11 protein-coding genes, 1 pseudogene and 1 riboswitch are annotated in these 11,748 nt (G+C 66.7%); of the genes and pseudogenes, 3 read left to right on the forward strand and 9 right to left on the reverse strand.

All coding sequences use genetic code 11. The features are described 5' to 3' along the window. The first annotated feature begins 67 nt into the window (after positions 1 to 67). Positions 68 to 182: riboswitch (SAM riboswitch) on the forward strand. A 110-nt stretch (positions 183 to 292) separates the two neighbouring features. Continuing rightward, positions 293 to 1,420: a homoserine O-acetyltransferase gene (locus EV641_RS05190; RefSeq protein ID WP_132471022.1), complete on the forward strand. Its 1,128-nt coding sequence runs from the start codon at positions 293 to 295 to the stop codon at positions 1,418 to 1,420. Between the two features lie 12 nt (positions 1,421 to 1,432). Here the strand turns inward: EV641_RS05190 and EV641_RS05195 are convergent, their stop codons facing one another. The 5 genes and pseudogenes from EV641_RS05195 to EV641_RS29660 form a co-directional block, all read right to left on the reverse strand. Continuing rightward, the gene (locus tag EV641_RS05195; protein ID WP_054718000.1) at positions 1,433 to 1,717 is read right to left on the reverse strand and encodes a DUF3017 domain-containing protein; all 285 of its coding nucleotides are present in this window, start codon (positions 1,715 to 1,717) and stop codon (positions 1,433 to 1,435) included. 11 nt (positions 1,718 to 1,728) lie between these two features. Continuing rightward, positions 1,729 to 2,583, reverse strand: a complete 855-nt coding sequence (locus EV641_RS05200) for a bifunctional methylenetetrahydrofolate dehydrogenase/methenyltetrahydrofolate cyclohydrolase (RefSeq protein WP_199233140.1) — start codon at positions 2,581 to 2,583, stop codon at positions 1,729 to 1,731. Between the two features lie 65 nt (positions 2,584 to 2,648). Beyond that, positions 2,649 to 4,118, reverse strand: coding sequence for a wax ester/triacylglycerol synthase domain-containing protein (locus EV641_RS05205; protein ID WP_199233141.1), 1,470 nt, complete (start codon positions 4,116 to 4,118; stop codon positions 2,649 to 2,651). Between the two features lie 123 nt (positions 4,119 to 4,241). After that, on the reverse strand, positions 4,242 to 4,793 hold the full coding sequence (locus EV641_RS05210; protein WP_277874479.1) for a zinc ribbon domain-containing protein: 552 nt from the start codon (positions 4,791 to 4,793) through the stop codon (positions 4,242 to 4,244). Between the two features lie 99 nt (positions 4,794 to 4,892). Further along, positions 4,893 to 5,012: pseudogene (locus EV641_RS29660) on the reverse strand (IS607 family transposase); the annotation flags it as partial. Between the two features lie 218 nt (positions 5,013 to 5,230). Between EV641_RS29660 and EV641_RS05215 the strand changes: the two are divergent. Next, positions 5,231 to 5,695, forward strand: coding sequence for a tRNA (cytidine(34)-2'-O)-methyltransferase (locus tag EV641_RS05215; protein ID WP_054719260.1), 465 nt, complete (start codon positions 5,231 to 5,233; stop codon positions 5,693 to 5,695). A gap of 101 nt (positions 5,696 to 5,796) precedes the next feature. Here the strand turns inward: EV641_RS05215 and EV641_RS05220 are convergent, their stop codons facing one another. Genes EV641_RS05220 through EV641_RS05230 form a run of 3 tightly spaced genes read right to left on the reverse strand, consistent with a single transcriptional unit; the run spans position 5,797 to position 10,242 of the window. Then, complete coding sequence (locus EV641_RS05220; RefSeq protein ID WP_054719257.1) at positions 5,797 to 6,105, reverse strand: rhodanese-like domain-containing protein; 309 nt, start codon at positions 6,103 to 6,105, stop codon at positions 5,797 to 5,799. Further along, entirely contained in the window at positions 6,098 to 6,979 is an 882-nt protein-coding gene (locus tag EV641_RS05225) for a DUF4349 domain-containing protein (RefSeq protein WP_054719253.1), read from the reverse strand. Before EV641_RS05225 ends, EV641_RS05220 begins: the two co-directional genes overlap by 8 nt. An 11-nt stretch (positions 6,980 to 6,990) precedes the next feature. After that, a complete protein-coding gene (locus EV641_RS05230; protein ID WP_132471025.1) occupies positions 6,991 to 10,242 on the reverse strand; it encodes an error-prone DNA polymerase in 3,252 nt (1,083 codons plus the stop codon). A gap of 189 nt (positions 10,243 to 10,431) precedes the next feature. On the opposite strand from EV641_RS05230, the gene EV641_RS05235 reads away from it, so the two are divergent. Further along, positions 10,432 to 10,770 (forward strand): DUF6191 domain-containing protein, encoded by a 339-nt coding sequence (locus tag EV641_RS05235; RefSeq protein ID WP_241996840.1) that lies wholly within the window; start codon positions 10,432 to 10,434, stop codon positions 10,768 to 10,770. 25 nt (positions 10,771 to 10,795) lie between these two features. Here the strand turns inward: EV641_RS05235 and EV641_RS05240 are convergent, their stop codons facing one another. Continuing rightward, on the reverse strand, positions 10,796 to 11,704 hold the full coding sequence (locus EV641_RS05240) for a D-isomer specific 2-hydroxyacid dehydrogenase family protein (RefSeq protein WP_054719099.1): 909 nt from the start codon (positions 11,702 to 11,704) through the stop codon (positions 10,796 to 10,798). Positions 11,705 to 11,748: the final 44 nt, after the last annotated feature.

Below are 11,748 nucleotides of genomic sequence, written 5' to 3' on the forward strand. Positions count from 1 at the left end.
CACCGGCCGGAGAGAGGTCGAGAGCCGCCTATCGGACCGTGGAACCCAGCCGTTAGACTTCCGACGAGGTCATGAGTGCCAGCGCGAAGCCCCGGCTTGCTGGTCGGCAACCCTCCGGCCAGGGTGGGGTGCTCCGGGTGAGGACACGGTCGTCGGCGCACCGCAGACGACAAGCCGGCTCCTGGGAGGTTCGAAATGCTGATGAACTGTCGATACCGGCTTCCCTTCCAGCCCTCCGACATGGCGAGTAGGACACGATGACCATCACCACCGGCCTCGAGGCGGTCGCATCTTGACAGCAGGTACCAACCGTCGGCGGATCGAACTCCCCGCGGAAGACGGACAGCTCGGCACCGTCGACATCGGCAACATCACCCTCGAGAGCGGCGACATCCTTCCCGACGTCACCGTTGCTCTGCAGCGGTGGGGCGCGCTGTCGCCCACCCGCGACAACGTCGTACTCGTCGAGCACGCCCTGACCGGCGACTCGCACATCACCGGGCCCGCCGGACCGGATCACCCGTCCCCCGGCTGGTGGTCCGGCATGGTAGGCCCCGGTGCCCCGATCGACACCGACCGGTGGTGCGTGGTGGCCACGAACGTCCTCGGCGGATGCCAAGGGACCACCGGACCGAGCAGCACCGCACCCGACGGCAAACCGTGGGGCTCGCGATTCCCCCGGATCACCATTCGCGATCAGATCACCGCGGAAGCCGCCCTTCTCGATACTCTCGGCATCGACGCGTTGGCCGCGGTGACGGGCGGCTCGATGGGCGGCATGCGTTCGCTCGAATGGATCGTCACCCACCCGAACCGGGTGCGGGCGGCACTGGTCCTCGCAGTGGGTGCCCGCGCAACCGCCGATCAGATCGGTGTCCAGAGCACTCAGATCGCTGCCATCATGGCGGATCCGGACTGGCAGGGCGGCGACTACTACGAGAGTGGCCGCCGACCGGAGGCCGGGCTGGGAATCGCCCGCCGCATGGCCCACCTGTCGTATCGCAGCGAGGAAGAACTCGACTCGCGGTTCGCGAATCTTCCTCAAGGCGACGAGGATCCGTGGCGTGATGGGCGCTACGCGGTGCAGAGCTATCTCGACCACCAGGCGTCGAAACTCGTCAATCGGTTCGATCCCGGGACCTATGTGGTGCTCAGCGACGCCATGAACCGGCACGACGTGGGCCGCGGTCGCGGTGGCATCGAGGCCGCGTTGAGGAGCACGCGTGTGCCGACGATCGTCGCAGGTGTCGATTCCGACCGGCTCTACCCGATCCGATTGCAGCAGGAGATCGCAGACGGTCTGCCCCACTGCGACCGGCTGCGCGTCCTCGAATCACGCGACGGACACGACGGCTTCCTCACCGAGGCCGATGCGGTCGCGAAGCTGCTCGTCGAGCTGATGGAGCTGGCGGACGCCTGAAAGCCGTGTGCTCTATCCGGTGCCGAGCGGATCGATCGAAACTGCCAGTGTCACGATCGCTCCGCCCATCGCGAGCATCGCGGCCACGTCGAAACGTTTGCTTCGCACCGCGAGCACACCCACTTGATCCGAGTCGAGAGCCCACCTGAGGATTCCCGCAAGGATCATCGCACCGCCGAACACGAAAGCGCCCCGGCGCCAGCGATCGGCCAGCACGAGGACCACCGCTGCGGCGATCACCAGGGTGACCGCCAGCAGCGGCAGGTTCAGTCGTGTGAGTCGCGCCGAACTGTCCATCTGCAGGTCGCTCAGAGACCGGCGTCGTGCTCGGCGCGTTCGACGACGTTCGTCAGCAGGAACGCGCGGGTGAGCGGTCCGACACCGCCAGGGTTCGGGGAGATGAACCCTGCGACGTCACGGACGTCGTCGGCGACGTCGCCGCGCAGGCCGTCGGCAGTGCGCGAGACACCCACGTCGAGCACAGCTGCACCGGGCTTGACCATGTCGGCGGTGATGAGTGCAGGCACGCCCGCCGCGGCGACGATGATGTCGGCGCGCTTCACCTCGGCGGCCAGGTCCTTGGTACCGGTGTGGCACAGCGTCACGGTCGCGTTCTCGCTGCGTCGGGTCAGCAGCAGCCCGATCGGGCGGCCCACGGTCACGCCGCGGCCGATGACCACCACGTGGGCGCCGTTGATCGGCACCTCGTAGCGACGCAGCAGGTGGACGATGCCGCGCGGGGTGCACGGCAACGCGGCTTCCTTGCCGAGCACCAGGCGTCCGAGGTTGACGGGATGCAGTCCGTCGGCGTCCTTGGCGGGATCGATGCGCTCGAGGGCGGCGTTCTCGTCGAGGTGCTTCGGCAACGGCAGCTGCACGATGTAGCCCGTGCATGCGGGGTCGGCGTTGAGTTCATCGATCGCCGCTTCGAGCTGCTCCTGAGTGATATCGGCGGGCAGATCCTTGCGGATCGAGGTGATGCCGACCTTGGCGCAGTCGTTGTGCTTGCCGCGCACATACGCTGCAGATCCGGGGTCGTCGCCCACCAGGATCGTGCCGAGGCCGGGCGTGATGCCCTTGTCCTTCAGCGCTGCCACACGGACCACCAGGTCCTCGAAGATTTCGTCGCGGGTTGCTTTGCCGTCCAGGATGGTCGCAGTCACGTCACTCATTCTTCCAGGTATCCGCTCGCCCACGGCAGGCGGTGTCGCATCTTCCCCGGCGGGGATCAGCCGCCAGCGTCCATCGGATTGTCGCCGGGGGCGCCGGCCCGGCACAGATCTTCGAAGGCCGATGCGAGCCGCCGTTCGTAGTCCTCGGGGTCCGGCATCGACGAATCGCTCACCAGGAACGTCAGATCCAGAACGTCACCGAGCGATGCCACCGCATGGACGAGGTCGAATTTTCGGTTGAGCATCGGCGTGCCGAGCGCTTCCACCACCGGGCTGTCGCCGAATCGGAGGCCCTCGACCGTACCGCGGGGCACATTGGTCACCGTGGTGTTCGCCAGCGCTACGACGTCACTGCTCGAGGCGATCTGCCGGTCGCGGGCACGACGGAACGACACTTTCAGGTCCAGGGCGGGCGAGACATCGACAGGGGCAGTGGTCGCCGCCGTTTCCGGACGCGAGACACGCTGCTTCTCCAGGTTCGCCGACTCCCGGACGAGGCGAAGTCGCCCGAGCGGGTCTGCGTGGTCGGTGTGCAGGTCGACATACATGAGCGTGACCTCGTTCGCCGCACGGGTCTTCCCTGTTTCGACGTGCCCTGTTTCGACGCCGGATCTGCGTCGGGTCGACCGGGGAACGATCGCCGCGAGCGAAGCGGGCGGGGTCTCACCGTGATGCTGGAGATACGAGTGCAGGCCGCCCGCGACCACTGTCAGGATCACGTCGTTGACGGATGTTCCGGTCGCGCGAGCGAGGGTCCGGACGTCGCGCAGATCCATGCGGACCCGGCCGAACCGCCGGGGCCCGCTGCCGCCGGTGTCGAAACGCGTTCGTGGACGGTGCGGCGTCGGTGCGGCGATCGTCCCCGCTGCGGTCAGTGTGGTCAGCGCCTTGCGCGCGCGGAGGGCGGCGAGGACCGCGGGTGCCATACGCGCAAACCGAAAGGGTAGTGCCGAGGCCGCGCGGAGCGCTCCCGGAACCGAGGTGGGCGCCCCTCTCCCGGTGGGCGCGGCGTCCGGGTCGTCGAACAGCGCACGGGCGATCTCGGCGGCACCCAGTCCGTCGGTGATCGAATGGTGCATACGCAGCGCGACGATGGTCGACGCGTCCGGGAGGTCGTCGACACCTCGGATGCCGGTCAGGACATGCACCTCCCACAGCGGCCGGGCCGGGTCGAGGGAGCGTTCCTTCATCGAGGCCATGAGCCTGTGCAGTTCGCTGCGGGTGGTGCGGCCGACCGTGGTGAAACGGATGTGGTGATCCGGGTCGATGTCCGCCTCGACCCAGTACGGGTAGTCGAGGTCGGCGGGAACTCGATGCAGACGTCGGCGAAGCGCCGGGGTCCGATGCAATCGATCGAGGAACCAGGTCGTCGCCTCGGCACGCGTGCGGATCGGGTTCGCGCCCCGTTCCGTGTCAAAGACGTAGAAACTCACCATGACCGCAGGTGGGTCGTCCGGGTTCACCTCCTCGACGAACACGTGCAGGGCGTCGCGCGGAGCCAGACGGACCCCGTGTCTGCGTGTCATCGCGATGGTTCGCCTCCGCGGTCTCGCTGTGCTTCCGACCGCCCGATTCAAACAGCTCCCGGCCGGCGCCACATCCGTTGCCTTCTGGTGAGCAAACATGAACACACTCGATGTGCTCCGCCATCAGGCAGCCTCACCTTCCGGTGAAACAGTCCCGGTCTCACCGACAGTGTCGTCGTGCCGGGTTGACGCTTCATCGCCTGCTGCGTTGACCACTGGCGTGGTCGCGGACTCCTGCGTGGCTCCACGTCCGTCCCCACCCGAATCGGTGGCGGCCGGGCTACTCCCGGTACCGGTCCCCGTATCACCCGTGCGGTGGGTCTCGCCGAGGCGGGCGAGGTTGATCGCGGCATTACGATCACGATCGATCGTCACACCGCAGTGCTCACACACATACATCCGGTCCGCGAGCGTCAGGTTTGGTTTTCGCCTGCCACACCCCGAACACATCTTGCTGGAAGGAAAATAGCGGTCGGCCTCCACCAGCACCGACCCGTACCACCGGGTCTTGTAGCCGAGCATCCGCCGGATCTGCGCCAACGCCGCATCCGCCAGCGCGAGCATCGTGTTGTGTGCTTTGCGGGCACCTCCGGCGTGCGAGCGTAACGCCCGCATCTGTGCCGGGGTGGGGTCGAGCGCGTACTTGTAGGCCTGTGCTGTCCAGCCGTGCGGGATCTCGAACCCGGGCCATCACCGGACCTCCGGCTCGGGTATGCCCTGTGTGGTGGCGGTAACCGTCCGCACCGGATCGTGGTTATGGTCATGGTCGCCCGCCACGATCCGGCGGCTCTGCGTCGTCAGGGCCGCGATCGGATGCTCGGTTCCGTGCCGGGCCGGGCGGTCGCGGTATGTCACGATGATCATGCTCGCAGAGGGGTCCGACAAGACCCGCCGTGCCGTCGCAGGTGTCTCGTCTGCACCGGGTCTCGCCTCAGTGAGCATCTCACCGACGGATGTCGGTTCGTGGGTGCTACACGCCTCCGGGTACGCGCCCACCCGGCTGGCTTCACACGCCTTGTGACACACATTCGGTCATGTTTGTTCACAGGATGTCGAGCAGTTCGTAACCCCCGCGTGCGCGCAGCCGCGGTCCGGCTGGCACGCTGGATCGAGTGTTCCGAGTGATGTTCCATGAGCCCCGTATTCCACCGAATACGGGGAATGCGATCAGAATGGTCGCCGCGACCGGCGACGAGTTGCACCTCGTGGAACCCCTCGGATTCGACCTGTCCGAGCCGAAACTGCGTCGGGCCGGGCTCGACTACCACGATCTGGCATCGGTGACGGTGCATGCCGATCTCCAGGCGGCATGGGAGGCCCTGAATCCGGAGCGTGTCTTCGCGTTCACGGCACACGCCGAGAACAGCTACGCCGACATCGAGTACCGGCCGGGTGACGTCCTATTGTTCGGTCCCGAACCGACCGGCCTGTCCGATGAGGTGCTCGCTGATCCGCATGTCACGGCGCAGGTCCGTATTCCGATGCTGCCCGGGCGTCGATCGCTGAACCTGTCGAATGCCGCCGCGGTGGTGGCCTACGAGGCGTGGCGTCAGCACGGGTTCGACGGCGCGGTCTGATCCGAGTTCCATGCCTCTGAGCGAATGAATCCTTCGCCTCGTTGAACAGCCGCAGTGTGCCATTCGTTCGGACTGTACCGTTTGTCGGACGAGGGCGACTGCTAGGCGCCGCTCTCGACGGGACGGCCCGACTGCTGCCATCCGTCGGTGCCACCGGCAACGGAGACCGCGTTGATGCCACGCCCGGACAGGTAGTCGGCGGCCTGCAGGCTGCGTCCACCCACCGCGCAGATGATGTACACGGTCTCGGCTGCAGGAATCTCCTCGACTCGTGCGACGAATTCGCTGAGCGGAATGTGCGTCACGCCCGGAACCCGCACCTGGACGTATTCGTCGAGTTCGCGCACATCGATGACGGGCGCCCCCTCGGCGAGTGCGGTTTCCAGTGCACCCAGATCGACCTCACGCATCGTTGTCGGTCCTCTCGTCGGTGGCTTCGCCGGGATTTCCGGCAGAAGGCCGTCCCGATCGGGCGATCAACCGGATCACCAGGTAGAGAATGCCGGCGCACACGATCAGGAACGCCAACCACGGTAGCGCGACACCCGCTGCGACCACCGCGGCCCCCAGGGTCGTCCACAGGCTGTTCCATCCCTCGACGACGCCGTCCCAGAAGCTGTCGCTGTCCGACGGCCGCTGCTGTGTGCTGATGTCGACGGTGAGCGTCGACAGGTCGACCATGTCGGCCAGTTGCCGACGCTGGGCTTCGAGGCTGTCGAGGTCGGCCTGCCGCTCGGCCAGAGCATTTTCCGCTTCGATGACGTCGGCGGTGTTGTCGGCCGTCTCGATGAGCGTGCGCAACCGGTCAACCGAGGCGCGGAGCGCACCGACCCGGGCCTCGAGGTCGGTGTACTGCAGGGTGACGTCGTCGCGGCTCGTGGTCAGGCTCGTGACGCGGCCGAGTTGCCGCACATCGTCGATCACAGCGTCGAGCCCGTCGGCGGGGACACGGACGGTGAGCACACTGCTCGATTCCGGCCGTTCGGTGATCGAGTCGACGCGACCGTCGGCGTCTTCCACGATGGTGACCACATCTCGACCGGTCGCGACAGGATCGTCTGCGGTGAGCATGATGCGTCCGGTCACAACCTCCTTCCGGTCCGGTTCTGCCTCGCCGGCCGGCGACGAGGAGCGGGCACCGTCGGTGAGCGCCGGCGTGGACTCCGACAATGCAGGTCCGGAATCGGTCGTGGGTCCCGAGCCGCTGCCACCACCTCCCTCCCCGCACGCAGCGGCAAGGAACGCGACCAGCGCGAGGAGCGCAACCATCAGCAGGCGTCTCATGGGGCGCGATGCTATCGAAAGTCGCGGGATTTCACCGATGTCCGCAGATCCATCCGCTGAAGCCGGTCGGCCAATATCGTCACGACACCCTCCGCGTTCTGGATTCGTCCGCGCACCAGCAGCGCAGGCGCGGTGTGCGCAAGGGTCCGGTATCGCGCCCACAGCCCCACCGAGCACACCACATTCACCATGCCGGTCTCGTCCTCGAGGTTGAGGAAGGTGACGCCGGCCGCGGTTGCGGGACGCTGCCGGTGGGTGACAGCGCCACCGACGAGAACCCGCGTCCCATCCGGGATCTGCAGCAGACGCGACGCGGGAATCACCCCCGACGCATCGAGCTGGTCGCGCAGGAACTGCGTGGGATAACTGTCCGGTGAAACTCCGGTGGCCCACACGTCGGCGGCGGCGAGTTCGACATCGCTCATGCCGGGCAGGGCGGGAGCCGAAGCGGACGCGCCGATGCCCGGTAGTCGGCCCGCGCGTTGCGTCGACGCCGGCCCGGCCGCCCACAACGCTTCTCGCCTGGTGGTGCCGAAACCCGCCAGGGCGCCGGCCGTCGCGAGGGCTTCGGCCGCAGGCGTGGAAAGTTCGATGCGCGCGGTCAGGTCGAGCAGTGAGAGATACGGACCGTGTGCCTGTCGTTCCTCGATGATGCGTTCGGCGAGGTCGTCGCCGATGTGTCGCACCTCTCCCAGTCCGAGGCGCACCTCCCGACCTCGATTCTCGACGGTGGCGTGGGCGAGGCTCGCGTTGACGTCCGGTCTGTGCACCACGACACCGTGTCGTCGGGCGTCTGCCACCAGCGACTGCGGCGAGTAGAAACCCATCGGTTGCGCACGCAGTAGGCCCGCGCAGAACGCCGCGGGATGATGCAGTTTGAACCAGGACGAGTAGAACACCAGCGACGCGAAGCTCTGCGAATGGCTTTCGGGGAATCCGAAATTCGCAAAGGCGTACAGCTTCTCGTAGATGCGGTCGGCGACATCCCCGGTCAGGCCGTGCAGTTCGCGCATGCCCTGGTAGAACCGGTCGCGCAGACGTTCCATCTTCTCCGGGGATCTCTTCGATCCCATCGCGCGACGCAGCTGGTCGGCTTCCGCCGCGGTGAATCCGGCGACGTCGACGGCCATCTGCATCAGCTGCTCTTGGAACAGCGGGATCCCGAGGGTGCGTTCGAGCGATTTCTCGAGGCACGGGTGGTCGTAGACGACGGGTTCGAGGCCGTTGCGCCGACGGATGTACGGGTGCACGGATCCGCCCTGGATGGGTCCCGGGCGGATCAGCGCCACCTCGATGACGAGATCGTAGAAATTTCTCGGTTTCAATCGTGGCAGTGTCGCCATCTGCGCGCGCGACTCCACCTGGAACACGCCGACGGAATCCGCGCGGCGCAGCATCTCGTAGACGGCGTCCTCCGACAGATCGAGCTGCGCGAGATCGACGTGGATGTCTTCGTGTTCGGCGACGAGGTCGATCATGTAGTGCAGCGCAGAGAGCATGCCGAGGCCGAGCAGATCGAATTTGACGAGTCCGACGGCGGCGCAGTCGTCCTTGTCCCATTGCAGGACGGTGCGACCGGCCATCCGTGCCCATTCGATGGGGACGACATCGGCGACGGGACGGTCGCAGATCACCATCCCTCCCGAGTGGATTCCGAGGTGTCGCGGCAGGCCCTCGATCTGGGCTGCGAGCCGGAGCACCGGTTCCGGGATATCGGTAGTGGTCGCGGTATCGGATCCGGGGCCCACCCCGCCCCAGCGGCTGACCTGCTTGCTCCATGCGTCCTGCTGTCCCTGCGCATAACCGAGTGCGCGCGCCATGTCGCGTACCGCGGACTTCCCGCGGTAGGTGATGACGTTGGCCACCTGTGCGGCGTGGGTGCGCCCGTATTTCCCGTAGACGTGCTGGATGGCCTCTTCACGGCGGTCGGATTCGATGTCCAGATCGATATCCGGTGGCCCGTCACGCTCCGGCGACAGGAACCTCTCGAACAACAGACCATTGCCGACGGGATCGACGTTGGTGATGCCGATCGCATAGCACACAGCGGAGTTGGCCGCGGATCCTCTTCCCTGACACAGGATGTCGTTGTTCTTGCAGAACTGCACGATGTCGTGGACGACGAGGAAGTATCCGGGGAAGCCCAGCTGTCCGATGATGGCGAGTTCGTGTTCGATCTGCCGGTAGGCCTCCCGATAGTGCTCCGGTGGTCCGTATCGGCGCAGCGCCCCGTCGTAGGTGAGTTCACTGAGCCACGTCTGCTCGGTGTGTCCGTCGGGTACGTCGAACGGCGGCAGTTTCGGTGCGATGAGACGAAGGTCGAAGGCGCATTCGCGGCCAAGATCCGCGGCTGCCTGCACGACGCCGGGAAACGCCTCGGACAGGCGCGCCATCTCCGCCCCCGATCGCAAGTGGCCGCCACCGACCGGAGGCAGCCTGTCCGCGGCGGCGTCGAGACTCTGCCGGCCGGAGATCGCAGCCATGGCCATCGCAAGCCGTCGCCTGTTCGGGGCGGCGAAATGCGCAGCCGTGCTCGCCACACAGGAGAGTCCGTATCGTCCGGCGAGCTCCGCGAGGACGGTGTTGCGTTCGTGGTCGTCGGGTAGGCCGGGCCAGGTGAGTTCGACGGTGACGCGCTCGGTTCCGAATCGGTCGACGAGATCGCGCAGAGCGTGATCGGCAGCGGCGGGCCCGTCCGTGCCCAGGGCCTGCCGCACATGTCCCCTGCGGCATCCGGTGAGGATCTGCCAGTGCCCCCCGGCGGCCTCGGTGAGAGCGTCGTAGTCGTAGCGGGGATTGCCCTTCTCCCCTCCGGCCAGGTGCGCAGCTGCGATCTGTCGCGAGAGGCGCCGATATCCTTCCCCTCCGCGGGCGAGGACGAGCAAGTGCGCGTCGTCGAGGCTCAGTTCGGCTCCGAAGACGGTACGCACGTCGAGTTCACGTGCGGCCTCGGCGAACCGCACCACGCCGTAGAGACCGTCGTGGTCGGTGAGTGCGAGTGCGTCGAGCCCGAGTCGGACCGCCTCCTCGACGAGTTCTTCGGGGGTGGAGGCACCGTCGAGGAAGCTGTAGGCCGAGTGCGAGTGCAGTTCGGCGTACGGCACGACGGGGCCGTGCGGCAACTGCACCTTCCCCTCGTAGTCGGGGCGGGTGCGCGACCAGGCGGGAGCATCGTTGCCGTCACCGGGATGTTCCGGGGCCGGTCGGCCGGACAGAACGCGTTCCAATTCCGACCAGGTCGGCGGACCGTTGTCCCATCCCATGTCCACCTCCGACGTCGCACGCTACACTCTATCGTACATACGTTCGAAAACCGGGGAGCGATGCTCTGATGAACGGCAGAAAACCTCATGCCGATGGCCGATCGGCATCATCTCCCCCGCCCGCGACGGGCAACAGCGCACGGCGGACCTGCTCGACTGATTCGACGCCTCGATCTCACGACGACCCCGATGGGCACACGTATCGTCGACAACGGACCGCCACCGAAGGAGCGTCTCGTGTACACCGCCGTGGGAATCGTCGCCGTGCTGCTGCTCGTGTTCGCGATCGACCGCCTCGGCCTGTTCGCCGAACGACGCGGCTGGGTCTACTGGCGTAAACACAACCGTCCCTCCGGCGCGAGCGCAGGAGTGTTCGGTGAGATGCAATCGCTGGTGTCGCCGTCGTACCGGCACGTCGTCGAAGAACAACAGCGACAGCAGACCTCACGGATCGACCATTCCACGGGAGCTCCTCCGCTCGATGTAGACCTCGAAAGCGGGACAGCAATCCTGCGCCGCGATTCGTGATCGTGGCGCGGGTTTCGACACCGGGTCAGTACCCAGCGTTCGGCTCGACCTGAGCGAGCAACTCCTCCCCCGCGATGAAGCGGCGTACGTTCTCTCGCAGCGTCGGCGCGAAGTTCGCAGTGAGGTGACTCCGGGTGTTGGCGATGTGCGGGGTGATCACCACATTGTCGAGAGCCCACAGCAGGTGGCCGTCGGGCAAGGGCTCGGGATCGGTCACATCGAGCACCGCACCGGCGATCTTCCCCGCCCGCATCGCATCGACGAGCGCGTCCGTGTCGACGAGGTTGCCGCGCGCGACGTTGACGAGCCACGCCGTGTCCGGCATCGCTTCGAGCACAGCGGCGTCGACGAGACGATCGGTTTCTCCGGTTGCGGGCGCTGCAATCACGAAATGATCTGCCATGGACCACACTTCGGCGGTGCGAGTCGACGGCAACGTGATCTTCGCTCCGTCGACCGGGCGACCTGAACGGTTGACGGCTACCACCTCCACGCCGAGGGCGTGCAGCCGCGGGATCATGGCCCGGCCGATCCCACCGCATCCGACGATCGCCACGGTCGATCCGTGGAGCGTCCGCACACGCGGGTCGATCTCGTCCTTCTGCCAGGTCGTCGCCGCCAGTGACGAGTGGAATTGGCGCAGTCCCACGAGCAGACCCGCGACTGCGTACTCGGCGACATTGTCGGCATACACACCCGAGGCATTCGCCCAGATGCGCCGATCGTCGATGAGCCCCGCGCGGAAGAACGGCTCGATACCCGCATAGGTGAGTTGTACCCAGCGGATGTGGTCGGGCAGACCCTTCGGGAAATCGTCGGGACCGCCGTCCCACACGAGGGCATCCGCGTCGTCGAGTTCGGCAAGTGTTCCCCCGCCTTCGACGATTGCAGTCGCGAGATGGTCGTCGTGCCCGGGTCCGAGATGAATGCGCATGGCTCGAGATTAGTGGCTTGCCGACCCGCGTGAGCGGCAACCTC

The organism is Rhodococcus sp. SMB37 (genome assembly GCF_004345605.1).
In the GTDB taxonomy this organism is placed as follows: domain Bacteria; phylum Actinomycetota; class Actinomycetes; order Mycobacteriales; family Mycobacteriaceae; genus Rhodococcus.